This window comes from Dysosmobacter segnis, assembly GCF_014297285.1.
GTDB lineage: Bacteria > Bacillota > Clostridia > Oscillospirales > Oscillospiraceae > Oscillibacter > Oscillibacter segnis.
The window spans coordinates 140,562-166,441 of the sequence record NZ_JACOQI010000004.1; the positions used below are offsets into that span (position 1 = coordinate 140,562).

A 25,880-nucleotide genomic window follows, 5' to 3' on the forward strand; every position below is an offset into this window, starting at 1 on the left:
TTTTCGACAAGCTGAACGGCGGTCTGCGTACGCAGACCGCCGTTGTGAGGTTCTTCTTCAGTTACCGAGATCCTGACCCAGAATGTACTTTTTCAGGGGCTTATACAACACCGCCGCGATGACCAGCGCGATGATGGTATTGGGCAGCATATAGGAGCCGTTATAGACCAGAGAGTAGGCGGAAGGACTGGTGAAGGTCCACTTCATGAACTCCGTGGGAGCCAGAATTTTGTAGATGGTCACACCGCTGATGTAGTGAATGACAAAGCGGCCGAGGCAGCCTACCACGGTACCGACAAAGATGCCCCACTTCTTGCCCTTGAACAGGCCAGCCAGACCCAAGGGAGTAAAGGCCACCAGATAGTCCAGCAGCATGGACTGCCAGCCCCAGGCGTAAGCGCCGTCAAAAATGAGCTGCAAGAGGCCGAAGGTGAAGCCGGCCATGAGGCCCGGAGTCAGTCCCCAGCGGACGGCAAACAGGATGATGGGGAACATGGCGGGGGTCAGGGAGCCGCCGTTGGGCAGTTCCATCAGCTTGATGTAGCTGAGTACCTGGGCCAGGGCCACCATCATGGCACCCTCGCACAGCATCCGGACTCGGAAATGGGAGTTGGTATTCTTTGCGGACATAAACGTCCCTCCTGAAAAAAAGTACCGCAGGCCACATGAACGGGCTTGCGGTACGGAAAGACAGATCGTTCACTTCCTACGCCGGCATTACCCGGATCAGGTTTAAGGGAAAGAGGGCAGTCACAGCCCCGCATCTCAGCCGGAGTTCTCTCCAGCACCCCTGTGTTCAGTTTTCTACGGCCAGTTAAAATTATAGAGAAAAACGGCGGTTTTGTCAATACAATTGCCGAATCTCAGTACCGTTTGTCCAGAATGGAGACGATCTCCGCAAGGGTATCGTGGTCGCAGTCCGCCACAATGGTAGCGCCGCAGCTTCGCACGGTTTCTACGCAGTTAGCCGGGGCAAACCCCTCTGCCGCCATCGTCAGCATGGAGAGATCGTTGTTTTCGTCTCCAGCGCAGTAGATATGATCCATGGAGATCCCCAGGCGCTTTGCCAGACGAGCTACCATAGCTCCCTTGCTGGCGCCCTTCCGGGTGACCTCCAGCAGAGTCCTGTCAGAGAAAAACACCTCGTAGTCCGCTGACCAAGGCTGCCTGCTCACATAGTCCCGCAGAGCCAGCAGGTGCTCGTGGTCATCCTCAAACATGATCTTGATGAGGGGCATTGGCACCTCCAGCAGGGTTGGGACAGGCTGCACCCCGGCATGGGTCACGTGCTCATGCTGCCGGGTGTACTCGTTTGGCCGCACGGAATGGATCACATTGTCCATGTGATAGGCTTCCACTGCCGCTGTGGGAAACCGGTCCAGCACATCCTGACCCTGCGGACGGATGGTCTCCGGCAGCTCCATGGTTTCCAGATAGCGCTCCGTTTTGAAATCGTACAGCGCGCCGCCGTTGCACACAACGGCCGGTGCGTTCATGGGCACCTGCTCCGCGAATATCCGGAAGGCGGGCAGCGCCCGGCCTGTGGCTACGGCAAAGCGGCCGCCGTTGTCCATGAAATAGCGGAGGGCTTCCACATTCCGCTGTGAAATAGGTGGAATGGGACAGCCGGTGCGGCGGGGCCGCTCTGTATTCAGGATGGTATTGTCAAAGTCACTGGCTAGCAGAACGCCGTCAAATTTTCCCATAGTTATTCTCCTAAAAAACGGCGGAGCGGAAAGATTCCCGCTCCGCCTGAGATAGCCGCTTATTCTGCGGAGGGTGTTCCGCCGGCGTTTCCGCCGCCACCGCCGCGATGGCGGCGTCCGCCCCGGTGACGGCGGCGCTTAACAGCTTCACCGTTTTCCGGATTGATGACCTTTTCCCGGACGGGAGCCGCATCCTGTCTGGGACGTTGGTCCTGCTTGGGCCGCTCGGTCCGGGGGCGGTCCTGCTTAGGCCGCTGAGACCGGTTTGCGGGCTTGCCGCCCTGACGGCTCTGGCCTTCGGGGGCCTTGGGAGCTTCCTTCTTCGCCGGTGCGGAAGTGTTGGGTGTCCCCTCGCCGCTGCCGCCGCTTCTGCGGCGTCCGCCCCGGTGACGGCGGCGGTTCTTGCTCTCGCCGCCCTCCTCGCGGGGACGTTCCCGGACAGGGACCGGCGTCTCCGCCGGTTCCTCCGCTTCAAAGTGCCGGGAGATCACCGGCGCGATGAACTCATCTTCCTTTTCCTCCACATACCGCTCGGGCCGCTCTGTGGGGATCTCAATGCCCTCACGGCTGCCCTTGCCGTTGCGCAGGACGCAGATCTCGCAGTTGTGGTAGCACTTCTGGGTCTCCGGAGCACTGTCCAGACTGACCTTTACAGTTTCCCGCAGCAGGTCCACGGCTTTTACATTGCCGGGGCCGTCGGGGGTCTGAACGAAGGATTCCTGCTTGGGCATCCGCTTCTGAGCATCCTCATAGGCGTTCTGCTCATATTTCAGGCAGCACATCAGCCGTCCGCAGGTGCCGGAGATCTTGGTGGGATTCAAGCTGAGATTCTGGGTCTTGGCCATCTTGATGGAGACGGGCAGGAACCCGTCCAAAAACTGGGAGCAGCAGAAGGGCCGCCCGCAGATGCCGAGACCGCCCACCATTTTGGCCTCGTCCCGGACGCCGATCTGACGCAGCTCGATCCGGGCCCGGAACACGCCGGCCAGATCCCGCACCAGCTCCCGGAAGTCCACCCGGCCATCGGCGGTAAAGAAGAAAATAATCTTACTGCCGTCAAAGCTGGCAGATACGTTCACCAGCTTCATTTCCAGACCGTGATCCGCGATCTTCTTCTCGCAGATGTCGAAGGCCTCGCTCTCTTTTTTTCGGTTGTAATCTACGGTGCGGCGGTCGGCGTCAGTGGCCAGCCGCAGCATGGCGCACAGGGGCTGGACAACAGCTTCGTCTGCCACCTCGTGGTTCCCTTGGGTGCAGGTGCCGAATTCAGGGCCCTGAGCGGTCTCCACGATGACCTGATCGCCCATTTTCACCGCATGTCCCTTGGGGTCAAAATAATAATTCTTGCATCCGCCCCGAAAGCGGACGCTGATCACTTCAGTCAAAGGATTTCCTCCAATTCCACCGCCAAAGCCCCCAGCACATGGCTGGCGCCCACATTGTAGGAGCAGGCTCCGCGGTACGTTTGTAACAATTCTATTGTGCCCATGATCCGCTGTTTTGTCAAGCGTTTCCCAAGTTGGACAATGAGGGCGGCGTCCGGTCCCTCCGGGGCTTGGCCGTACTGGGCCAGCAGGGCTGCCGCCAGAAGGGTCCGGGCCTGATCCAGCATGGCCGCAAGGCCGTCCCGGTCCAGCCGTTTTTTCTCAAGACGGACCATCAGCTCTGTGACAGTCCCCCTCTTCCCTGCCGCCAGCAGACGGCACAGCTCCACGCCCGCCTCCGAGCTTTCCTTTTCCACGGTGACGGCGGGATGGAGCTTCAGCTCCACGCACCGGGAACGGAGCGTCTGCAAGACCACGGAAGAATTTTCCGCACAGAAGAGGAATGCCGCGTAGGGCGGGCCTTCCTCTACGATCTTCAGCAGTACGTTCTGGTCCTGCTCTGTCAGAATGGTGCAGTCCGGAAAGATATAGACCTTCCGGGCACCCTCGTTGGGCCGGATATAGGCATCGGCGCGGATCTGGCGGACGGTGTCCACGGAGAGGTTCTTATGGGCCTCGTCCCGGACGGTGATAACGTCCGGGTGAATGCCGGAGAACACCTTGCGGCAGGCGGGACATGTCCCGCAGGGCTTTTGTCCGCCGCCCTGACACTCCATGGCCGCAGCAGCGTACTGCGCGACGGCGATCCGGTCCCCGCTGCCGGAAAACAGCAGCGCGTGGGAAAGTGTTCCCCGTCCGGCGGCTTCCCGGATCCGCCGGGCAATGGGGTCATTGGCAAATTCCATTGGACCGCCTCCCTTCTTTCCCGTTTCCCGCAAAAATGCGGAATAAGTATAGCATATTTCACGCAAAAAGGGAAGAACCGTTTTTCCTATCAACGGAGTGCGAAAAATTTTCAATTCCATATTGACAACTTTCCTTGTCAATGGTATCATCCATAAATGACAAAGATAGTTGTCAAATTGACAAGCGAACCTAACAGAAAGGAGGGGCCTATGCCCCTGTATAACCGATTGAAGGAATACCGGGCCCGGCTGGGAGTCAACCAGCAGGAAATGGGCCGTCTGGCGGGGGTCTCCCGCCAGACCATCAGCCAGATCGAGCGGGGGGACTACTCCCCCTCTGTGACCCTGGCGCTGAAGCTGGCAAAGCTGTGCCAGGTCTCTGTGGAGGATATTTTCAGCTATGAGGAGGATGTGCGCAATGAAGCAGAAAAGTGAGAATCAAAAGGCATTTCCCAGATTTTTGGGGATCTTAGTGGTGGCTAGCCTTATCGGCGGTGTGCTGGGTGGCCTGTCCGGTGTGGCCGGGTATTTCTGGGAGGACCATACTGCTTTCGGTGCGGCGTTTGCCCACCTGCTGGGCGCCGCATCCCCCTGGGCTATGGCTGCCTGTGCCGCCGTGCTGCTGGGTCTTGGACTGTACCAGTACCGCAAGTCCGACACTGCCTTCCATGGCTGGGACGGCGAGGATGAGGACGTGATGCAGCGGGCGGAGGAGCGCCTGAGCTGGGCGTTGCTGCTGGACAGCCTGACGGTGATCGTCAGCTTCTTCTTTTTCAATGCCGGCACCGCGAAGCTGCCACAGAGCTCCGATGGTAATACGATCACGCTGCTGGTGATCTTTCTGGTAGTCATCGCACTGGCCACTCTGCTCCAACAGAAGACGGTGGACCTCACCAAGAAGATGAATCCGGAAAAGCGGGGCAGCGTATATGACATGAAGTTCCAGGAGCGCTGGTGGGAAAGCTGCGACGAGGCGGAGCGCCGCCAGATCGGCCAGGCCAGCTACAAGGCCTACGTTACGGTGAGCCGCTTTTGTCCTTACTGCTGGGGCGTGCTGCTTCTGGGGAACATGGTCTTTCACTACGGCATCCTGCCCAGTGCCGTGGTGCTGGTGATCTGGGCGGTGCTGTCGGTGAGTTATACCCGGGAGGCCATCCGCCTGGGCCGCCGGGGCCAGAAAACGGAATAAGAGGAAAAAAAGGAAAGGCCGCTTATGCGGCCTTTTCTTTTGCGTATCGTGTACTTTGATTTACTTCTTCTTGCTCTCCCACTTGGTGACGCACAGGGAACAGGCAATGTCGCCGGTGACGTTCAGGCAGGTACGGCCCATGTCGAACAGACGGTCCACAGCCACGATCAGGCCAATGTAAGCCACGGGGATGCCGATGGCTTCCAGCACCATGGCCAGCATGATCATACCGGCGCCGGGAGTACCGGCGGTGCCGATGGAGGCCAGCGTAGCGGTGACCACAATGAGGATCATCTGGCTCAGGGTCAGCTGCATACCGGCGCAGGTGGCCAGGAACACAGTGGCAACACACTGGTAGATGGCGGTGCCGTCCATGTTGATGGTGGCGCCCAGAGGCAGCACGAAGGAGGAAATATCGTCCTCAGCGCCCAGAGCATCGGCGCACTCCTTGGAGACCGGCAGGGTCGCGGCGGAGGAGGTGGAGGTAAAGGCGAAGATCATAGCCGCGGAAGCGTTCTTGAAGAACTTGACGGGGCTGATGCCGGCAAACGCCTTGGCGGAAACAGAATAGACCAGCAGGGCGTGGAGAATGTAGCCGATATAGGCGCACAGAATGACCAGCGCCAGAGAGCCAAGGATCTCAGCACCCTGGGTGGCAACCACCCAGGTCATGTAGGTGAACACACCGATGGGACTCAGGGAGATGATGAATTCCATCAGCCGCTCTACCACGGTATAAGCGGAGGTCACCATGTCCCGGACCAGTTTGGACTTCTCACCGGCAGCCAGAATGGAGCCGCCGAACAGCAGGGCGATGACAATGACCTGAAGCATGTTGGCTTCGGTAAATGCCTTCCACATGTTGGTGGGGAAAATGGCGACCAGAGTCGCCATGAAGCCGGCATATTCCTTGGCTTCGTACTCGGCAGCCTGGGCGGCCTCGCTGAGGTTGGGGAACAGGCCCGCGTTGTTGAACACCGTTGCCAGAACCAGACCGATGACGCAGGCCACGGCAGTGGTGACCATGAAGTAGAGAATGGTCTTCCAACCCACGGCGCCCACCTTTTTCATGTCGCCCATGGAGATGATGCCGTCGATCATAGACAGCAGCACCACAGGCACCACGATGAACTTCAGCAGGTTGACGAAGATATCACCGAAGGGCTTGATGTAGCTGGTGGTGAAGCCGGCCGCGCCGGTGAAGTAGAACACCAGACCGACAACGATACCCAGTACCAGAGCAATAAAGATCTGTACCGGCAGGGACAGTTTTTTCTTTTTTTCCATAGAATACGCTCCCTCTTTCACACTTTTTAATACGCTGTGCGTAAAATTCGCAGAAATTTACGCAAATATGATTGGAGATATTATAGCGGTATGCCGGGAACTTGTAAAGTCCGCACTAATAAAGTTGTTTATTTTGTGCAAAATCCCATCTGTTTCACTGGATCATTCGTCAAAATAGAGATTCTATGGGCGTTTTTTGCTTATTTTGCCCGTACACGGAAGCCGCAGAAACGGATGGCGGCTTTTGCAAGCTCCGCAGTGGGATCCACCACGGGGACCGTCAGGCCCACGGCCTCCGCAGCCAAGGGGAGTTCCGTGCAGCCCAGCAGGAACACACCGGCCCCACGGGTCATCATATGCTCCACCACGGTCAAAAGATCCGCCCGGTAAGCGTCTGGGCCTTTTCCGGCTTTGACGCCATCATAGATGACCCGCATGAGGGCATCCTGCTCTTCTGTCTCCGGGATCAGGTACGGCACACCGGCTTCCCCAAGGGCGTTTTGATACAGTTGAGCGGAAAGCGTCCCCTTTGTGGCCAGAATTCCCACGGTTTTTCCGGGGAACTGGGCTTTGCAGGCTTCCGCAGCGGCGGTGAGGATGCTGAGGAAGGGGATCTCTGTCATAGCCTGGAGCCGGGGCAGGAAGTAATGGGCGGTGTTGCAGGGCATGATGACACAGTCTGCACCGCAGGCTTCCAGATTCCGGAGGGCACTTGCCATTTCCGGTACCGGGTCCGGGCCGTTGCTGAGGATGGCGGCGGTGCGGTCGGGAATGTTGGCATTGCTGTCGATGTACACCCGGATATGGTCCCGGTCTGTTTCCGCCTCCGTCAGCAGGGTGATCTTCTGAAACAGGTCGGCGGTGGCAAGAGGGCCCATGCCGCCTAAAATACCGATGGTCTTTTTCTCACACATATTACGCACCTCAACTCCAGAATTCCGGAAATAAAAGCTCGCTGCCTACCTTTACGGTCAGCAGGAGCAGGACTGCGATCACCGTGGGCCGGACGATCTTGCTGCCGTTTTTGATAGCCAGACCCGCACCGATATAGTGTCCCAGAATGGATGCCACGGAAGAGATCAGGCCAACGCCCACCAGCACATACCCGGCCCGCAGGGCGGTGAACAGGCTGCCAAGATTGGAGGCCAGATTGACCACCTTTACGCCGCCGGCCGCGTGACGGGTATCCAGCTTGGCGAAACGCACCAGCGCGATCATCATGAAGGTGCCGGTGCCGGGGCCGTAATACCCGTCATATCCGCCGATGACAAAGGCCGAGCCCCAGATGATGAGCCGCCGCAGCCAAGGGTCCAGCGGCGCTGTTTCATCCGGCCACTTCCGGGTCCGCAGGGTGATGAACGCTACCACCGGCAGCACCACCAGCAGCAGGTATTTCAGCACTACCGCAGGGGTGTGGTGCTGGAGCCAGGTGCCGCAGACGGAGCCGGTCAGGGATAAGATTACCGCCGGGGCAAAGAGCCTCCAGTCCACCAGTCCCTGATGGATGAACCGGGCTGTGGAAAAAATCGTGCCGATGCCGGAGGAGAGTTTATTCGTCCCCAAAGCGTTATAAATGGGAAGGTTTGAGAGGCCCATGAGGTAGGTAGGGACGGTGATGATCCCGCCGCCTCCGGCGATGGCGTCCATAAACGCGCCTAAGAAAACGCCGACGCAGATCAGCAGTACCACCCAGAGGGCTACGCCGTCCACCGTGATGTCAGTCAGGAAGGAAATCATGAAAACTCCTTGTTTACGGCCCGCGGGGCCTGAATTTTGCTGTCAGGCCAGTGGGTCCGACAGATGGAATGTACTCATCTTAACAGACCTTAAACGCCTTGTGCACCGGCATATTCTACAAGAAGCGGGAACAAAAACTGGAAAAGTAAGACAAATCGGACAAAGAGTGTCTTTCCTTTTCGACACCCTCTTACCTTGACGCTTTCGGCTATCCGGCGGTATAATATAAAATCAAAGTGTATCATCTGTAAAATGAATTGCGGCTGCCTTGACGTAATCGTTTTAAAATGCTACCCTCAATATGAGAAAAAATAATATGGCAGCAGAAAGGGGAGACCCATGGCAGATCAGACTCAACTGTATCACAGCGGCAGCTTGACGGACGGCTGGCGGCTCTTCGGCGCACACCCTGCCACAGAGGGAGACGTCCACGGCTGGTGGTTCAACGTTTGGGCGCCTCATGCAAAGGCTGTTTCCGTAGTCGGAGATTTTAACGGCTGGGACCTGACCGTTGATCCACTTACCCAAAAGGGCGAATTCTGGCAGGGCTTTCTCCCGGACCTGCCCGTCTATACCAGCTATAAGTATGCCATTACCGGCGAGGACGGCAGAGTTCACTACAAGGCGGACCCCTACGGGTTCCATACGGAGACCCGCCCCGGCACCGCCAGCAAGCTCTATGACATTGAGCATTTTTCCTGGACGGATGAGGATTTCCGCCGTAATAAGCAGCCGGTGTACCATCAGCCGCTGAATATTTACGAGGTCCATCTCGGCTCGTGGCGGAAGCATGAAAACGGCGAGTTCCTGGATTACCGGGATATGGCCCGGCAGCTGGCGGCTTATGTGAAGGAGATGGGCTACACCGCCGTGGAACTGCTGCCGGTGACGGAGCATCCTCTGGATGATTCCTGGGGTTACCAGTGCACCGGATACTTTGCGCCTACCTCCCGGTTCGGTACGCCGGAGGATTTCATGTGGTTTGTAAACCACCTTCACGAAAGCAACATTCCGGTGATTTTGGACTGGGTCCCCGCGCACTTCTGCAAGGATGAGCAGGGCCTTTACGAGTTTGACGGTACCTGCTGTTATGAATATGCCGATCCCCGGAAACGGGAACACGCCGGCTGGGGTACCCGGGTCTTTGACTACGGGCGGCCGGAGGTGGTGAGCTTCCTCCTCTCCTCTGCCCGGTTCTGGCTGGAAATGTACCACATCGACGGCATCCGGGTGGACGCTGTGGCCTCCATGCTGTATCTGGATTACGGGCGGCAGGACGGCCAGTGGACTCCCAATATCCACGGCGGACGGGAAAACCTGGAAGCGGTGGAATTTCTCCGGAAGCTGAACACCATGGCCTTTGAGGTGGATCCCAACGTGCTGATGATTGCTGAGGAATCTACCGCCTGGCCTCTGGTGACCAAGCCTGCCGACGTCGGCGGACTTGGATTCAATCTGAAGTGGAACATGGGCTGGATGAATGACATGTGCCACTATCTGAAGCTGGACCCCTGGTTCCGGCAGGACCACCACCGGGATCTGACCTTCTCCATGATGTACGCGTTTTCCGAGAACTATGTCCTTCCCATCTCCCATGACGAGGTGGTCCACATGAAGGGCAGTGTGGTGGGGAAAATGCCCGGAGACTACGAAAACCAGCTTCGCTGCACCCGGGGCTTTTATGCGTACCTGCTGGCCCATCCCGGCAAGAAGCTGCTGTTCATGGGACCGGAGATCGGCCAGTGGCACGAATGGGACTCCAACGGTCAGTTGGACTGGTACTTATTGGAGCATGAGGAAAATCAGCAGCTCCATGCGTTCTTCAAGGCCGCCAACGCCTTCTACAAGGCGGAGAGCGCCCTGTGGGACATTGATTTTGACTGGCAGGGCTTTGAGTGGCTGGTGTCGGATGACAATCACAACAACGTGGTGGTGTTCCTCCGGCGGGATCAGGCAGGGAACGAGCTGCTGTGCGCGGTGAACTTCTCCCCCAACGATTATGAAAACTACCGGGTAGGCGTACCGCCCCGCAAGCGGTATGTCCCCGCCTTTACCACCGACGCGCCGGAATTCGGCGGCAGCGGGTTTGCGGATACGAAGCCGCTGACGGTAAAGGACACGCCCTCCCACGGAAAAGAACAGTCTGTCGCTCTCCGGCTCCCCGCGTTCGGGGCGGTATTCCTCCGGGGAGAGGGCAGCTTTACAAAGCGCGGTTCGGCAACCAAGGTGAAAAAAGTGAAAAATAGGAAAAGGAGCTGATCCACCCATGAAAAAAGAGTGTATCGCTATGCTGCTGGCTGGCGGACAGGGCAGCCGCCTGTATGTCCTCACCGGCGCCATGGCCAAGCCCGCCGTCCCCTTCGGCGGTAAATTCCGCATCATCGACTTTCCCCTGTCCAACTGCACCAACTCCGGCATTGACACCGTCGGCGTCCTGACTCAGTATCGGCCCATGGAGCTGAACAGCTACATCGGCTCCGGCCAGCCATGGGATCTGGACAGCAGCAGCGGCGGTGTTCACATCCTGCCGCCCTATATGGGCAGCAAGGGCGGCACCTGGTACAAGGGCACCGCCAACGCCATCTATCAGAACATCGGCTTCATCGACCAGTATCAGCCGGAGTATGTGGTGATCCTCTCCGGTGACCACATCTATAAAATGGACTACTCAGAGATGCTCCGCCGCCACAAGGAATCGGACGCCGCCTGCACCATTTCCGTTATGGAGGTCCCCTGGGAGGAGGCCAGCCGCTTCGGCATCATGTCGGTGGATGGGGAGGATATGATCACCGAGTTTGCCGAAAAACCCCGTCAGCCCAAGAGCAATCTGGCATCCATGGGCATCTATGTGTTCTCCTGGAAAGCGCTGCGGCGCTACCTCACGGAGGATGAGGCGGATCCGGGTTCCGAAAATGACTTTGGCAAGAATATCATCCCCAAGATGCTGGCGGACGGCCAGCGGATGGCGGCCTTCCGCTTCCAGGGCTACTGGAAGGACGTAGGTACCCTCACCTCCCTCTGGGATGCCAACATGGATATGCTCTCTCCGGAATCCGGCCTGGACCTGTCTGACGAGTCCTGGCCCATCTTCGCCCGCAGCGTGGACGCGCCCCCCATTTACATGGGCGGCGACAGCCGTGTGAGCCACAGCGCCATCAACCGGGGCTGTGACATTGAAGGCACCGTGGAAAATTCTGTGCTCTCCCCCAGAGTCACCGTGGAAAAAGGCGCCAAGGTCAGCTATTCCGTGCTCCTCCCCGGCGTTACGGTGGAGACAGGCGCTGTGATCGAATACGCCATTATCGGCGAGGGCTGCCACATCGGTAAGGACTGCCGGGTGGGCGGCGCACCGGATTCCGCTCTCGATGGGAAATGGGATCTGACGGTGCTGGCCCCGGATTGCCAGTTGGAGGACGGCCGAGAGGTGGCCCCCGGCATCATGCTGGACCACCATGGTAAGGAGGTGCTGAAATGAACCGGATGCATGGCATTATTTTCGCCTATGAACAGCGCGGAGAACTGCGGGAGCTGACAGAGCGCCGTACCGCCGCGTCGATGCCCTTTGGAGGCCGGTACCGGGCGGTGGACTTTGCCCTGTCCAATCTGCTGAACGCAGGCGTTACCGATGTGGGTATGGTACTCCACGGCCGGTATCAGAGTATGCTGGATCATGTGGGCAGCGGCAAGGTGTGGGATATGTCCCGGAAGCGGGGCGGCCTGCATCTGCTGCCTCCCTTCAACTACCTTCACGAGTGGGGCGTCACGCCCTTCCGGGGCAAAATGGAAGCCCTGGCCGGCGTCCGGGACTACCTGAACGAGATCCGGCAGGATTATGTGGTGCTGATGGAGGGCGACCTGGTGTCCAACCTCCCGCTGGCGGATATTCTGGAGCAGCATATCCGCACCCATGCCGACATCACCGCCGTCTGCGGAGATGACAGCTTCGCCACGGAAAACGGCACCTATTTTGAAAAGGACCCGGACGGACGCATCCGGGAGGTGCTGTTCAATATGCACCAGCCCAGAGGCTACCGGAGCCTGGACGTGTTTGTGATGTCCACGGACCTGCTGCGTTCTCTGGTGGACGAGTGCCAGGCAAGAGACCAGTACAGCTTCCGCCGGGATGTTCTGCAGGCTAAGCAGGATCTGCTGCATTTGCAGAGCTATACCTTCAGTGGCTTCGCCGCGCAGATCCGCTCCGTGCAGGAGTACTACGACCGCTCTATGCAGCTTTTGGATAAGCAGATCCGGGAGGACCTCTTTACGTCGGACCGGCCTATCCGGGCCAAGGGTGCCGATAAGGCGTCCACATACATCGGACCTGACGGCGTGTGCCTGAACTCCCTGGTGGCTGAGGGCTGCCGCATCGAGGGCACTGTGGTGAATTCCATCCTCTTCCCCGGCGTCACTGTGGAAAAGGGCGCAAAGGTAGAGGACTGCATCCTCTTCCGGGGCACCACTGTCCGGGAAGAGGCGCGGCTGTCCCATGTGATCACGGATAAGCATGTGGAGTTGCTGCCGGGCCGCACCATGGTGGGCCATACCGCATATCCCATTGTCATTGCCAAGGGCAGTGTGATCTGAGCAAGACGGCCTGAGGGGGTTTCGCAAAAGCTCTGGTCTTTCTTCTCGGGAAAGGAGTAACAATATATGAAGATTCTGTATGCGGCCAGCGAGGCCGTTCCCTTCTGTAAAACCGGCGGACTGGCAGACGTAGCCGGTTCCCTGCCTCCCGCTCTGGCGGAGCAGGGAGCCGAAACCGCTGTGATCCTGCCTCTGTACCGGCGGGTCAGAGAAAAATTTGCTGACCAGCTGACGTTCCTGTGCTACGATTATGTGGATCTGGCCTGGCGGCACACCTACTGCGGTCTGTTTTCCATGAAAAAGGACGGCGTGACCTGGTATTTCCTGGATAACGAGCAGTATTTTGACCGGCCCGAGCTCTACGGTTATGTAGATGACGGAGAGCGCTTCGGCTTCTTCTCCCGGGCCGTGGTGAAGATGCTGGACCATCTGGAGTTCTGGCCGGATGTGATCCACTGCAATGACTGGCAGACGGCCCTGATTCCCATTTATCTGAAGGATGACGGCGTCCGGGAGGACCGGTATCGCTCTATCCGGACGGTGCTGACTATCCACAACATCGAGTATCAGGGCCGCTATGACCCCTATTGCCTGGGCGACCTGTTCGGCCTGGACCGGGGCTGGGTGGATGACGGCACCCTGCTGCTGGACGGCGATCTGAATTTGCTGAAGGGCGCTATTCTCACCGCTGACGCGGTGAACGCCGTGTCCCCCACCTATGCGCAGGAGCTGAAGAATCCCTACTTTGCTCACCGGATGGAGGGCATTTTGACCCAGTGCGGCTATAAGCTGTCCGGCGTACTCAACGGCATCGACATGAAACTCTACGATCCTGCTGCTGACGGACGCATCACCGCCAACTATACGGCGGAGGATCTGTCCGGCAAGGCTGCGGATAAAACCGCCCTCCAGAACCTGATGGGTCTGAACGAGGAGCCAAACACCCCCATTATCGCCATGGTGAGCCGTCTGGTATCCCATAAGGGATTGGATCTTCTGCGGGAGGTCATGGGCGACATCATGGAGCTGCCTGCTCAATTTGTGGTGCTGGGCAGCGGCGACGCCGGATATGAGGAGTTCTTCCGCCGGACGGCGGAGCGGTATCCCGGCCGTATGGCTGTGCGTCTGGGGTATAATGAGGCACTGTCCATGGCTATCTACGCAGGTGCGGATCTGTTCCTGATGCCCTCCCGCAGCGAGCCCTGCGGCCTTTCCCAGATGATCTCCATGCGCTACGGCACGGTGCCCATCGTCCGGGAGACCGGCGGCCTGAAGGACACTGTTCAGCCCTATGAGGCCTGGCGTGACGCCGGTACCGGCTTCACCTTTGCCAACTACTCCAGCGCAGATATGCTCCATGTGATCCGGGAGGCGGTGTATCTCTACAAGGATTATCCCGACGCCTTTGCCCGTTTGAGAGACCGGGCCATGGCACAGGATTTCAGCTGGAACCGCAGCGCCGGGGACTACCTGCGGATCTACGGCGCTGTCACTGGCCTTTCCTGGGAAAAGTCTGCCCCGGAAGCGCCTGCCGCGGAGGCTGCCGCCCCCACTGAGGAGCCGGTGATCGAGGTTCCTGCCGAGGAAGCTGTTGTTTCCGCTGCGGAGCCGGTCAGTGAGACCGCTGCAAAGCCTGCTGCAAAAAAGGCGGCGCGGAAAACGGCTGTAAAGAAGCCTGCGGCCAAAAAGACAACAACGAGAAAGACCGCAGCCAAGGCCACGACTAAAAAGGCGGCCGAAAAAGCGGTGGAAAAACCGACTGAAAAAGCAGCTGAGAAGCCCGTTGAGAAGCCGGCCGAAGAACCTGTTAAGAAAACTGCCGCGAAGACCACGGCGCCTGCGGACACCGTGGAAACCACGCAGCCTGTTCAACCCAAAAAGAAAGGAGCCGCTAAAAAAGCGGCAAAGTAAACCCGTATGACCGTACCATTTACCACGCAATCGTTACAAGACGCCCTGACCGCCAAGCTGGCCTTGAACTTCGGCACCGAGCCGGGGGAAGCCACGGATCAGGAGATGCTGAAAGCCTGCGCTCTGGTGCTGCGGGATGTGATGGCCCTCCGGGGCGTACAGACCGCCAAGGAAACAAAAAAGGAGCAGAAAAAGCAGGTCCACTATCTCTCTCTGGAATTTCTCATGGGCCGGAGCCTGATGAAAAACGCTTACAATCTGGGCGTGCTGCCCGAATTGAAGGAGGCTCTGGGCAACCTGGGCTTCAAGTCCGGCGACCTGTTTGAGCTGGAACCGGACGCAGGTCTGGGCAACGGCGGTCTGGGCCGCCTGGCCGCCTGCTATCTGGACTCCATGACCACGCTGGACATCCCAGCTACCGGCTACTCCATCTGCTATGAGCTGGGTATTTTCAAGCAGAAGATCGTGGAAGGTCAGCAGGTGGAGCTGCCTGATGACTGGAAGGGTGTTGGCTCCGCTTGGCTGCTGCCCAAGCCCGACGAGGCGCAGGCCGTCCACTTTGGCGGTACCCTTCGGGAATTCTGGCATGACGGCCATCTCCACATTGTCAACGAGAACTCCACCACCGTGCTGGCCGTTCCCTGCGACATGGTGGTGGCGGGCTATGATACCGACCACGTCAACACGCTCCGGCTGTGGGATGCCCGGTCCACCCGCCCTGTGGACATGGCCCTGTTTTCCCGCGGCGAATATCTGAAAGCCTCCGAGGACGAGGCCATGGCGGAGACCATCGCCAAGGTCCTCTACCCTGAGGATAACCACTACGAGGGAAAGTCCCTGCGGCTGAAGCAGCAGTATTTCTTCGTTTCTGCCACGGTGCAGTCCATTGTCACCAAGCATCTGGAGACCTATGGCACCCTGAAGAACTTCCATGAGAAAAACATCATTCAGATCAATGACACCCATCCGGCTCTGGTGATTCCGGAGCTGATGCGGATCTTCATGGACGAGGCGGGCATGAACTGGGACGAGGCGTGGGACATCACCTCTCGCTCCGTGGCCTATACCAACCACACGGTCCTTTCCGAGGCGCTGGAGCGCTGGCCTCAGCAGCTGGTGGAGACCCTGCTGCCCCGCGTGTGGCAGATCATTCAGGAGATCGCCCGCCGCTGGCAGGAAAAGGTGGAGAATTTCTTCCACGATCCCTCTGTTACTGAAAAGATGGCTATTGTCTGGGGCGGCGAGGTACGGATGGCCAACCTGTGCGTTGCAGGCGGCCTGTCCGTCAACGGCGTGTCCGGCCTCCATTCCGAGATCCTGAAAAAGGACGTATTCAAAAATTCCTATGCCATGGAGCCCTGGAAATTCACCAACGTCACCAACGGCATCGACCACCGCCGCTGGCTCAGTGAGATCAATCCGGGTCTGGACGGTCTGGTGCGGGATCTGGCCGGTGGAGACGACTACCTGCTCCATCCTCAGGCGCTGAAAAAGCTGGATGCCTATGCGGACGATTCGGCTGTCCTCAAGCGTCTGGACGAGATCAAGTGGCAGAATAAGGTGAAGTTTGCCGACTACGCCCGGAAAGCTCAGGGTGTGACCCTGGACCCCAACGCCATTTTCGACGTGCAGGTGAAGCGGCTTCACGAATATAAGCGTCAGCTGCTGAACGTATTGCATATCATCACCCTGTATCAGCAGTTGCAGGACGATCCCAACTGCATCACCCGGCCCCACACCTTCCTGTTCGGCGCCAAGGCTGCGCCGGGTTACGCTGTGGCCAAGCGGATCATCCACCTCATCAACTCTCTGGCGGATGATATTTCCCATGATCCCCGCTGCCGGGGCAAGCTGCAGGTGGTGTTCCTGGAGAACTACCGGGTGTCTCTGGCCGAGCATCTGATGCCCGCCAGCGAGGTCTCTCAGCAGATCTCCACCGCCGGCAAGGAGGCCAGCGGCACCGGCAACATGAAGTTCATGATGAACGGTGCCCTCACCGTGGGTACTTTGGACGGCGCCAACGTGGAGATGCACGATGTGCTGGGCGATGAGAACATGTTCCTCTTCGGCCTCCATGCCGATCAGGCTGCTACACTGAAGCGGGAGGGCTATGTGCCCCAGCGCTATATCAGCCACGATCCTCAGATGGAGCGGTGCCTGAACGCCCTGCGGAAGGGTTTCCGGGACGGCGTCAGCTACGAGGACCTCTACCAGCGGCTCATCAGTCAGGACGAGTACCTCCTGCTGGCGGACTACCGGGCCTATTGCGACGCCGAGCGCCGCATGGCAGAGACCTATGAAAACCGGGAGACCTGGAACCGCATGAGTCTCCACAACATCGCCCGCAGCGGCATTTTCGCCGCCGACCGGGCTGTGGCGGAATATGCCGACAACATCTGGGACGTTCCCCACAGATAATCAGATTTGATCCACTATCAGCGCCGCCCAAAAGGGCGGCGCTGATATTTTTCACTCCTTCTGCCTTTGGAGTGTCCGCGAAGGAGAAAGTATTTAGATAAATTTCTAAATACCTGTTGACAGCCTGCGGGACATGTGCTATTTTATATTTAGAAAATTTTCTAAATACCATGTAAAGGAGAACTGCGGATGGCCTTTGCAGAGACCTTTAAGGCGCTGTCGGACCCGGTGCGGCGAGAAATTCTGAACCTGCTGAAGGGCGGGCGTCTGACGGCGGGCGAGATTGCCGGGCAGTTTGACATGACGGCGGCCACCGTGTCCTATCATTTATCCCAGCTGAAAAAAGCCGGTTTGATTTTCGAGAGCCGGGAGAAGAATTTTATCTATTACAGCCTCAATGCCTCTGTGCTGGAGGAAGTCCTGCTGTGGTTACAGGACTTGAAGGGGGAAAGAAAAAAATGAAGAACAACAAGAGGGAAATGCTGCTGACTTCGCTGGTCTGCCTGCTGCCGCTGTTCGCGGGCGCGGCGCTCTACCCGCGTTTGCCGGAGACCATGGTGACACATTGGGACTTTTCTGGCAACGCAAACGGCTGGTCGTCGCGTGCCGCCACTGTGTTCGGCCTGCCGCTGTTTATTTTGGCACTGCATCTCGTCTGCTTTTACGCCGAGAGCCGTGAGACGAAGAAAAATAGGAATCCTGTATTGCGGACGGTGCTGCTGTGGTTCTGCCCGGCCGTATCGCTGCTCGGCGGGGCGGTCACCCTCGGCACAGGGCTGGGCTATGAGATGCACATCAGCACAGTGGTACCGGTGTTCGTGGGACTGCTGTTCCTGATCCTTGGTAACTACCTGCCGAAGATCCGGCAGAACCGCACCATGGGCATCAAGCTGCCGTGGACGCTGCAAAGCGAGGAAAATTGGACCCGGACCCACCGATTGAGCGGCTTTTTGTGGGTGCTGTGCGGTCTTGTGATGATCCCCCTCTCCCTGCTGCGGCTGTGGAGCGGTTGGCTGTTTGGGGTGCTGCTGGCGGTGATGGTTCTGATCCCTGCCGTCTATTCCTACGCGCTTCACAGAAAAGGCATCTGACACAGAATAAAAGCGAGAACCCCCTGCGAAATGGATGCGTCCATTTCGCAGGGGGCGTTTCTTGTTGTTTTTGCGTCGATCCTGATGTTACACAGAGAACAGCAGGTCGCTGTATACCGGGAAGGGCCACCGCTCGGCGGGGGTCAGCTCCTCCAGCCGGTCCGCCAGTTCACGGGCCTTTTCCATATCCGGGATTAGGTGATCATGGCTGTAAGCCATGGCCTTCTTAGCGTCTGCCGGGATCTTGCTGAGGTCCCGCTCCATTTTTTCCGTGGCAGCATAGAGCTTATCCGTCAGTTGGCCCATTTCACGGGCCACGGCGTCATCTGCCTTATGGCTGACGCCCATCTGCTCCTTCTTCCAGCCTCGCTCGCACAGCTCCGCCGTCACCGCGGATACGGCGGGCAGGATCTGCCGCCGCAGCATATCCGCCATGGTCCGGGCCTCGATGGTCAGGACCGTGGTGTAGTTCTCGATGTGGATCTCCGCACGGGCGTTGATCTCCTCTTTCGTGTAAATCCCATGCTTGACGAAGAGGTCCACGTTTTTCTTGGCGGTGTAGACCGGCAGAGCGTCCGCTGCGGATTTCAGGTTGCTGAGGCCACGCTTTTCCGCCTCGGCGATCCAGGCGTCATCATATCCGTTGCCGTTGAAAATGATCCGCTGATGGTCGGTATAGACCTTTTTGATGAGCTTTTCCAGATCCGACTGGAAATTCTTGGACTTTTCCAGTTGGTCGGCAAACTGCTGCAATTCCTCCGCCATGATGGTGTTCAAAGCAATGTTGGGACCGGAGATAGACTGGCTGGAGCCAAGCATCCGGAACTCAAACTTATTGCCGGTGAAGGCCATGGGAGAGGTGCGGTTCCGGTCCGTGTTGTCCTGGGGAATGGGGGGCATGGCGTCCACGCCGATCTGGAGGGTGCGTTTGCCGGCCTCCTTGAACTCCGTACCGCGGATGATGGACTGCACGATGGCATCCAGTTCGTCACCCAGGAAGATGGAGAGGACTGCGGGAGGTGCTTCGGAAGCGCCCAGACGGTGATCGTTGCCGGGAAATGCCACCGTAGCCCGCAGGAAGTCCTGATACTCGTCCACGCCCTTGACAAAGGCCGCCAGGAACAGCAGGAACTGGGCATTCTGGCTGGGAGTCTTGCCGGGCTTGAAGAGGTTCTTGCCTGTGTCGGTGTTCAGGGACCAGTTATCGTGCTTGCCGGAGCCGTTGACGCCGGCAAAGGGCTTTTCATCCAGAAGGCATACCAGATCGTGCTTTTCTGCGATTTTTTTCATGACCTCCATGGTGAGCTGATTGTGGTCGCAGGCTGTGTTGGCGTCTGTATAGACGGGGGCCATCTCGTGCTGAGCGGGGGCCGCCTCATTGTGCTTGGTCTTGCTGTAAATACCCAAAGCCCAGAGGTTTTCGTCCAGGTCCTTCATGAAGGCTGCTACCCGGGGACGGATGGCGCCGTAATAGTGGTCATCCAGCTCCTGACCGCGGGGAGGCTTGGCGCCGAAGAGGGTGCGGCCGGTCATCCGCAGGTCCTCCCGCTGGTTGTACATCTTCTTATCCACCAGGAAGTACTCCTGCTCCGGGCCGACACAGGGCGTGACCTTGCGGGTCTCCGTGTCTCCGAACAGCCGCAGGATACGGATGGCCTGACGGCTCACGTCCTCCATGGACCGCAGCAACGGCGTCTTTTTGTCCAGCGCGTGACCGCCGTAGGAGCACAGGATGGTGGGGATGCAGAGGGTGCCCTCCTTGATAAAGGCAAAGGAGGAGGGGTCCCAAGCGGTGTAGCCCCGGGCCTCAAAGGTGGCCCGCAGGCCGCCGGAGGGGAAGGAGGAGGCGTCCGCCTCACCCCGCACCAGGTTCTTGCCGGAAAATTCCAAGATCACCCGGCCGCCCTCGGCAGGGGCGATGAAGCTGTCATGCTTTTCCGCCGTGAAGCCAGTCATCGGCTGGAACCAGTGGGTATAGTGGGTGCAGCCCCGCTCCACCGCCCAGGTCTTCATGGCCCCGGCAATCTCATTGGCGGCAGCCAATTCCAGAGATGCTCCATCGGTGACGCAGCGCTTCCACGCCTGATAGCAGGCGCCGGACAGCCGCTCCTTCATGGTTTCCTCATTGAATACTCTGCTGCCGAACAGTTCGGGCAGTTTCAGTTCGCTCATGGCGGTCCCTCCGTTCAAGACGATAAAATATCAAGTTTATCCTACCATAAATTCATGTAAACGCAAGAAAAACATTGAAAAATCTCACAATATGAAACTGAGTGTATCACGGGGCCGTCCCCCTGTCAAACGGTAAACTGCACAAATACGGCTCCGTCCGGCGGCTTGGGTCTGTCTGCGGTTTTTTTTACCTTTTCTTCCCCGGCATCTTTCCAAAACCGACGGCCTGTGCTATACTTTTATTTATGTGTTTAAAAACAAAAGATAAGGGGCGTTCATCATGGGAGCCATTGGGTTTGACAATCAAAAATATCTCACTACGCAGTCTGAACAAATCAAAAAGCGGATCCACCAGTTCGGCGGGAAGCTGTATCTGGAATTCGGCGGGAAGCTGTTTGACGACTATCATGCCTCCCGGGTACTGCCGGGCTTTGAACCGGACAGCAAGATCCGGATGCTTCAGCAGTTGAAGGATGATGTGGAGATCGTCATCGCCATCAACGCCGGGGACATTGAGAAGAATAAAATGCGGGGGGATCTGGGTATCACCTATGATGAGGACGTCCTCCGCCTGATTGATATTTTCCGGGACATGGGGCTGTATGTGGGCAGCGTGGTGCTGACCCGTTACAGCGGACAGGATGCGGCGAACGCTTTCCTTCACCGGCTGGAAAAGCTGGGGATCCGCTGCTACCGGCACTATCCCATCGCCGGATATCCCTCCGATGTGGCCCATATCGTCAGCGATGAGGGCCTGGGCAAAAATGACTACATTGAGACCAGCCATTCCCTGATCGTGGTAACGGCTCCCGGCCCCGGCAGCGGCAAAATGGCTACCTGCCTGAGTCAGCTGTATCACGATCACAAGCGGGGCGTCGATGCCGGCTATGCCAAGTTTGAGACCTTCCCCATCTGGAACCTGCCCTTGAAGCATCCGGTCAACCTTGCCTATGAGGCCGCTACCGCCGATCTGGATGATGTGAACATGATCGACCCCTTCCATCTGGAGGCCTACGGCATCACTACCGTCAATTATAACCGGGATGTAGAGATTTTCCCGGTGCTCAACGCCATTTTCGAGAAGATTCAGGGCAAATCCCCCTACAAATCCCCCACGGACATGGGCGTGAACATGGCGGGGAACTGCATTGTAGACGACGAGGTATGCCGCGCCGCCTCCCGTATGGAGATCCTGCGGCGGTATTACACCGCGAAAACCGAGCTGGTCCAGGGCAAGGGGGCGGAGGAGACTGTCCGCAAGCTGGAACTGGTGATGCAGCAGGCCGGCGTGACGCCGGAGATCTGCCCCGCCGTAGCAGCGGCGCTGGACAAGGCGGAAGCCACCGGCGCTCCCGCCGGCGCCATGGTGCTGCCGGATGGCCGGATCATCACCGGCAAGACCTCCGGGACATTGGGGGCTGCGGCGGCGCTGCTGCTGAATGCTCTGAAGGCTTTGGGAAATATCGACGATCAGTTTGAACTGATCTCCAAGCAGGTCTTAGAGCCTGTCTGCCATCTGAAAACCACCTATTTGGATCACCGTAACCCCCGACTCCACACCGACGAGGTACTGCTGACCCTGGCGATCTCCGCCCTGACCAACCCGCTGGCGGACCTTGCCAAGCGGCAGCTGCCCGGTCTCCGGGACAGTGAGGCCCACTTTTCCGTCATCATCAGCGAGGAGGATCTGAAAATCTTCAAGCGTCTGGGTGTCCGGGTGAGCTGTGAACCGAAGTATGAGACCAAGCGGCTCTATCACCGCTGAGAACATTTGCCCCTGCGCTTGACACATCAGAAAGGAGACGGCGTGTGACACCGAAGATCGTCTGCGTCGCAGGCCCCACCGCCTGCGGCAAAACCACACTGGGCGTTCTGCTGGCCCGGCGCTTTCACGGAGAGGTGGTCTCTGCCGACTCCATGCAGATCTACCGGGGCATGACCGTCGGCACCGCCGCCCCTACGGAGGCGGAAATGCAGGGGGTTCCCCACCACATGATCGCCGTGGCGGAGCCCAGCGAACAGTGGAGCGCCGCAGAATACGTGGCGAAGGCCACGCCCATCGTGGATGACATCCTTTTCCGGGGAAAGCTGCCCATTCTGGTGGGCGGCACCGGATTGTGGATGGACGCCCTGATCCGGGGACACGGCTTCGCCGGCGGACACGCCGGCGGAGAGGTGCGCCGGGAATTGGAGACCCGGTTTGACCGGGACGGCATTGAGCCGCTGCTGGCAGAGCTGCGGCAGGTGGACCCGGAAAGCGCCGCACGGCTCCATCCCGCCGACACCAAGCGCATTCTCCGAGCGCTGGAGGTCTATCTGGAAACGGGCGAGACCATCTCCGCCCACAATGCTGCCACCCGCCAACTGCCTCCCCGGTATGACGCAGTATGGATCGGCCTGCAATTCGCAGACCGGGCCGACATGAAGGCGCTCATCGACCGCCGTGTGGACAAGATGGCGGAGGAGGGGCTTTTAGAGGAAGTCCAAGCTCTGCTGGCCATGGGACTGCCCCGGAATGCCACCGCCATGCAGGCCATCGGCTATAAGGAGTTTTTGGGCGTACTGGACGGGACCCTTACGGAGCAGGAGGCACTGGAGTTGGTCAAGCTCCGCTCCCGGCAGTATGCCAAGCGCCAGCTCACCTGGCTGCGGCGGAATCCGGCTATTCACTGGATCTATTGGGAAAAAGACCGTGATTTTGCCCGTGCCCTCCAGATTTCGACAGAAATTTTGACCGCTTCTGGCTTAGGATAAGACCAGGGGCGGCGGTCATCGACCGACAGAGACAGCGTACCGCTGGCACAGCCGCTCCCAAATAAAGAAGGAGCGGAATACTATGCAGAAAAAAATCAATTTACAGGATCTCTTCCTCCTGCGTCTTCGGCAGGAGCGGCTGCCCGTCACCGTGTTTTTGATGAACGGGTTCCAGATGCGGGGCACCGTTACCGGCTACGATCCCTTCGTGGTGGTGCTGGAAAGCGACGGCAGGCAGCAGGTGATTTACAAACACGCCATTTCCACAGTGGTCCCCCTTCGTCCGGTGGCCCTGCGGGAAAGTGAGGAGGAAGCCGCCCTGTAACGATACGAGGCGTACATGAATCGATCATCCTTTGTAAGCAAGCTGTTCACGCCGGTCATCACCCTTCTGGTTCTGGCCTATTTCGGCTATCAGATCTACGGCTATGTAAGCGACCCCTTTTCCACCACTCTGGCCTACACCTATCAGGTGGAGGATACGGTGGACATCAGCGGCTATGTGGTCCGGCAGGAGCAGGTGCTCACCGGCGATACCGGCGGCCTTATGCGGCTGCGGAAAAACGAGGGCGAGCGGGTCGGCACCGGCGGGGCCGTGGCCACCGTCTACGCCGATCAGGCGTCTTTGGACCGGCAGAACGAGATCGAAACCCTGAATAACCGCATCGAGCAGCTGGAATACGCTCAGGAATCCATGCTGGGCGCGGAGGTCACGCTGAAGCTGGACAGCCAGATCGCCCGGTCCCTGCTGGATTACCGGACCGTCGTGGCGGCGGGACGGCTGGACGCAGCGGAGAGCCGGGGGCAGGAACTGCGGTCTTTGGTCCTCAAGCGGGATTATACCTATTCCGGCACCGAGGATCTCAGCGGACAGCTGCAGGAACTGAAAAATCAGTTGAAAACCCTGCGGTCTCAGGCTGCTAACTCTGTAAAGACCATCCGGTCTCCCCGGTCCGGTTTGTTTTCCGCCGTGGTGGACGGCTACGAATCCGTTCTGACGCCGGACAGTTTGTCCGCGCTGACTCCCAGTGCTCTGAATAAGCTGTCCCCTGCCGAGATCCCCGCCAACACCGGAAAGCTGATCCTGGGGGACAGCTGGTATTATGTGGGCGTGGTCTCCGCGCAGGAGGCCCAGACCCTTCAGACCCGCCAGAACCGTCTGGGAACCGGAGAGAGCCTGTCCCTCCGGTTTACCAAGAATGTAGACCGGGACCTGTCGGTCACGCTGTTGTCCGTGGGCGCGGAGGAAAACGGCCGCTGTGTGGTGACTTTCCAGGGGAATACATATTTGCAGGAACTGACGCTCCTGCGCCGCCAGAGCGCCGAGATCATTCTGGATACCACCGATGGACTGCGGGTCCCTCTGGCTGCGCTGCGTGTGGCCACCCAGACCGTTACGGAAAAGGACCCGGAAACCGAGGAGACTGCCAGCAAGGAGGTCAATGTCACCGGTGTTTACTGCGTCTCCGGCGCAAAGGCCCGGTTCAAGCCGGTAGAGGTGCTGCTCACCGGTGACGATTACGCTGTGGTCCGGTCTGCTGGCTCCACGGAGAAGCTGCGGCTGCGGCCCGGTGACGAGATCATCGTTGCCGCACGGGATCTGTATGACGGAAAAGTTGTTTCATAAAGAAAGAGAGGGATGTTCTATGTCCATTCAGACAAATATTCAGGAGGTCCGTCAGCGGATCGCCGCCGCCTGCGGAGAATGCGGCCGGGACCCCAAGGAGATCACGCTGGTAGGCGCCAGCAAGATGAATGACGCCGCCGCCTGCCGGGAGGCCATCGCCGCTGGGATCGACGTGCTGGGCGAAAACCGGGTCCAGGAGATGACGGAGAAGCTGAGCCAGAACGCCTATGACGGCGCGCCGCTCCACTTCATCGGTCATCTCCAGCGGAACAAGGTCAAGCAGGTGGTGGGCAAGGTAGCCCTGATCCAATCCGTGGGGTCTCTCCCCCTGCTGGAAGCCGTTGAAAAAGAGGCGGAAAAGCAGGACATCGTTCAGGACATTCTTCTGGAGGTGAACATCGGCGGCGAGGAGGCCAAGAGCGGCTTTGCCCCTGCTCAGTTGGAGGACGCCGCCAGAGCAGCTCAGGCCATGTCCCATGTCCGGGTCCGGGGATTGATGACGATTCCCCCCGCAGACAGCGACCGGGACACCAATATTCGCTATTTTCAGGAAGTCCGGGCACTTTATGTTGACATCAACGAGAAATTGTTCCATAATGAATTAAAGTGCCTTTCTATGGGCATGAGCGGCGATTTTGAGGATGCTATCCGAAATGGCGCCACCATGGTCCGTGTGGGCACCGCGATTTTCGGTGCCCGGTATTATCCCACTTGATTGCAGGAGGTTTTGGCTTATGGGTATTTTGGACGAGCTGAAGAAGCTGACCCATCCCTATGATGACGAGGATGAGGAATATGAGGATTTTGAGGAACCCCGTGAGCGCTCCTTCGATGACCGCCGCAACAAAGCGGAGGATCGCCGGAATAAGGTGGTAAACATCCATGCCACCACGCAGCTGAAGGTGGTGTTGGTGAAGCCGGACCGCTTTGAGAACGCCTCGGAGATCGCCGATCAATTGAAGGACAAGCGGACGGTGGTGCTGAATCTGGAATCCACCAACAAGGATGTGGCCCGGCGGCTCATCGACTTCCTTTCCGGCGTGGCCTATGCCGGCGAGGGCAAGATCAAAAAGGTTGCCGCAAACACCTATATCATCACGCCTTACCACGTGGAACTGGAGGGCGATCTCATCGACGAGCTGGAAAGCAACGGCTTATATTTCTAAGCAGGGAG

At 58.6% G+C, this 25,880-nt stretch carries 23 protein-coding genes and 1 riboswitch; of the genes, 15 read left to right on the forward strand and 8 right to left on the reverse strand.

Annotated features, from left to right (window positions below; translation table 11 throughout):
• Nucleotides 1-57: 57 nt before the first annotated feature.
• The 4 genes from thiT to H8Z83_RS06325 form a co-directional block, all read right to left on the reverse strand.
• Complete coding sequence (gene thiT, locus H8Z83_RS06310; protein ID WP_243184778.1) at nucleotides 58-630, reverse strand: energy-coupled thiamine transporter ThiT; 573 nt, start codon at nucleotides 628-630, stop codon at nucleotides 58-60.
• Nucleotides 631-686: 56 nt separating this feature from the next.
• A riboswitch (TPP riboswitch) is annotated at nucleotides 687-802 on the reverse strand.
• Nucleotides 803-863: 61 nt separating this feature from the next.
• A complete protein-coding gene (locus tag H8Z83_RS06315) occupies nucleotides 864-1,706 on the reverse strand; it encodes an HAD-IIB family hydrolase (protein WP_187014285.1) in 843 nt (280 codons plus the stop codon).
• Between the two features lie 59 nt (nucleotides 1,707-1,765).
• Nucleotides 1,766-3,082, reverse strand: a complete 1,317-nt coding sequence (locus tag H8Z83_RS20500) for a PSP1 domain-containing protein (RefSeq protein WP_494546115.1) — start codon at nucleotides 3,080-3,082, stop codon at nucleotides 1,766-1,768.
• 5 nt (nucleotides 3,083-3,087) lie between these two features.
• A complete protein-coding gene (locus H8Z83_RS06325) occupies nucleotides 3,088-3,936 on the reverse strand; it encodes a DNA polymerase III delta subunit-related protein (RefSeq protein ID WP_187014287.1) in 849 nt (282 codons plus the stop codon).
• 210 nt (nucleotides 3,937-4,146) lie between these two features.
• Between H8Z83_RS06325 and H8Z83_RS06330 the strand changes: the two genes are divergently transcribed.
• On the forward strand, nucleotides 4,147-4,371 hold the full coding sequence (locus H8Z83_RS06330; protein WP_187014288.1) for a helix-turn-helix transcriptional regulator: 225 nt from the start codon (nucleotides 4,147-4,149) through the stop codon (nucleotides 4,369-4,371).
• Entirely contained in the window at nucleotides 4,355-5,125 is a 771-nt protein-coding gene (locus H8Z83_RS06335) for a DUF3169 family protein (protein WP_187014289.1), read from the forward strand. Before H8Z83_RS06330 ends, H8Z83_RS06335 begins: the two co-directional genes overlap by 17 nt.
• Before the next feature lie 60 nt (nucleotides 5,126-5,185).
• Here H8Z83_RS06335 and H8Z83_RS06340 read toward each other — a convergent pair whose 3' ends face one another.
• The 3 genes from H8Z83_RS06340 to H8Z83_RS06350 form a co-directional block, all read right to left on the reverse strand.
• Nucleotides 5,186-6,412, reverse strand: a complete 1,227-nt coding sequence (locus tag H8Z83_RS06340) for a dicarboxylate/amino acid:cation symporter (RefSeq protein WP_187014290.1) — start codon at nucleotides 6,410-6,412, stop codon at nucleotides 5,186-5,188.
• Between the two features lie 200 nt (nucleotides 6,413-6,612).
• A complete protein-coding gene (cuyB, locus tag H8Z83_RS06345) occupies nucleotides 6,613-7,326 on the reverse strand; it encodes a cysteate racemase (RefSeq protein ID WP_187014291.1) in 714 nt (237 codons plus the stop codon).
• A gap of 10 nt (nucleotides 7,327-7,336) precedes the next feature.
• A complete protein-coding gene (locus tag H8Z83_RS06350; RefSeq protein ID WP_187014292.1) occupies nucleotides 7,337-8,149 on the reverse strand; it encodes a sulfite exporter TauE/SafE family protein in 813 nt (270 codons plus the stop codon).
• Between the two features lie 339 nt (nucleotides 8,150-8,488).
• Here H8Z83_RS06350 and glgB point away from each other — a divergent pair, with 339 nt between their 5' ends.
• The 7 genes from glgB to H8Z83_RS06385 all read left to right on the forward strand — a co-directional run bounded on the left by glgB (nucleotide 8,489) and on the right by H8Z83_RS06385 (nucleotide 18,153).
• A complete protein-coding gene (gene glgB, locus H8Z83_RS06355) occupies nucleotides 8,489-10,408 on the forward strand; it encodes a 1,4-alpha-glucan branching protein GlgB (protein WP_187014293.1) in 1,920 nt (639 codons plus the stop codon).
• A gap of 7 nt (nucleotides 10,409-10,415) precedes the next feature.
• Entirely contained in the window at nucleotides 10,416-11,624 is a 1,209-nt protein-coding gene (locus H8Z83_RS06360; protein ID WP_187014294.1) for a glucose-1-phosphate adenylyltransferase, read from the forward strand.
• Entirely contained in the window at nucleotides 11,621-12,733 is a 1,113-nt protein-coding gene (glgD, locus tag H8Z83_RS06365) for a glucose-1-phosphate adenylyltransferase subunit GlgD (protein WP_187014295.1), read from the forward strand. Before H8Z83_RS06360 ends, glgD begins: the two co-directional genes overlap by 4 nt.
• A 66-nt stretch (nucleotides 12,734-12,799) precedes the next feature.
• Nucleotides 12,800-14,644: a glycogen synthase GlgA gene (gene glgA / locus H8Z83_RS06370; RefSeq protein WP_187014296.1), complete on the forward strand. Its 1,845-nt coding sequence runs from the start codon at nucleotides 12,800-12,802 to the stop codon at nucleotides 14,642-14,644.
• 6 nt (nucleotides 14,645-14,650) lie between these two features.
• The gene (locus tag H8Z83_RS06375) at nucleotides 14,651-17,062 is read left to right on the forward strand and encodes a glycogen/starch/alpha-glucan phosphorylase (RefSeq protein ID WP_187014297.1); all 2,412 of its coding nucleotides are present in this window, start codon (nucleotides 14,651-14,653) and stop codon (nucleotides 17,060-17,062) included.
• A gap of 189 nt (nucleotides 17,063-17,251) precedes the next feature.
• Nucleotides 17,252-17,524, forward strand: a complete 273-nt coding sequence (locus tag H8Z83_RS06380; protein WP_187014298.1) for an autorepressor SdpR family transcription factor — start codon at nucleotides 17,252-17,254, stop codon at nucleotides 17,522-17,524.
• Entirely contained in the window at nucleotides 17,521-18,153 is a 633-nt protein-coding gene (locus tag H8Z83_RS06385) for an SdpI family protein (RefSeq protein WP_187014299.1), read from the forward strand. Before H8Z83_RS06380 ends, H8Z83_RS06385 begins: the two co-directional genes overlap by 4 nt.
• Nucleotides 18,154-18,240: 87 nt before the next feature.
• Here the strand turns inward: H8Z83_RS06385 and H8Z83_RS06390 are convergent, their stop codons facing one another.
• A complete protein-coding gene (locus H8Z83_RS06390) occupies nucleotides 18,241-20,325 on the reverse strand; it encodes a glutamine synthetase III family protein (RefSeq protein WP_187014300.1) in 2,085 nt (694 codons plus the stop codon).
• Nucleotides 20,326-20,605: 280 nt separating this feature from the next.
• Between H8Z83_RS06390 and H8Z83_RS06395 the strand changes: the two genes are divergently transcribed.
• The 6 genes from H8Z83_RS06395 to H8Z83_RS06420 all read left to right on the forward strand — a co-directional run bounded on the left by H8Z83_RS06395 (nucleotide 20,606) and on the right by H8Z83_RS06420 (nucleotide 25,872).
• Nucleotides 20,606-22,090 carry a DUF1846 domain-containing protein gene (locus H8Z83_RS06395; protein WP_187014301.1) on the forward strand — a complete coding sequence of 495 codons (1,485 nt, stop codon included), beginning with the start codon at nucleotides 20,606-20,608 and terminating at the stop codon, nucleotides 22,088-22,090.
• Between the two features lie 44 nt (nucleotides 22,091-22,134).
• Nucleotides 22,135-23,079 (forward strand): tRNA (adenosine(37)-N6)-dimethylallyltransferase MiaA, encoded by a 945-nt coding sequence (gene miaA, locus H8Z83_RS06400; protein ID WP_187014302.1) that lies wholly within the window; start codon nucleotides 22,135-22,137, stop codon nucleotides 23,077-23,079.
• An 82-nt stretch (nucleotides 23,080-23,161) separates the two neighbouring features.
• Nucleotides 23,162-23,404, forward strand: coding sequence for an RNA chaperone Hfq (hfq, locus tag H8Z83_RS06405; protein ID WP_187014303.1), 243 nt, complete (start codon nucleotides 23,162-23,164; stop codon nucleotides 23,402-23,404).
• 15 nt (nucleotides 23,405-23,419) lie between these two features.
• Nucleotides 23,420-24,706 (forward strand): biotin/lipoyl attachment domain-containing protein, encoded by a 1,287-nt coding sequence (locus H8Z83_RS06410; protein WP_187014304.1) that lies wholly within the window; start codon nucleotides 23,420-23,422, stop codon nucleotides 24,704-24,706.
• A 19-nt stretch (nucleotides 24,707-24,725) separates the two neighbouring features.
• Complete coding sequence (locus H8Z83_RS06415) at nucleotides 24,726-25,421, forward strand: YggS family pyridoxal phosphate-dependent enzyme (protein ID WP_187014305.1); 696 nt, start codon at nucleotides 24,726-24,728, stop codon at nucleotides 25,419-25,421.
• A 19-nt stretch (nucleotides 25,422-25,440) separates the two neighbouring features.
• The gene (locus tag H8Z83_RS06420; RefSeq protein WP_187014306.1) at nucleotides 25,441-25,872 is read left to right on the forward strand and encodes a cell division protein SepF; all 432 of its coding nucleotides are present in this window, start codon (nucleotides 25,441-25,443) and stop codon (nucleotides 25,870-25,872) included.
• Nucleotides 25,873-25,880 lie beyond the last annotated feature (8 nt).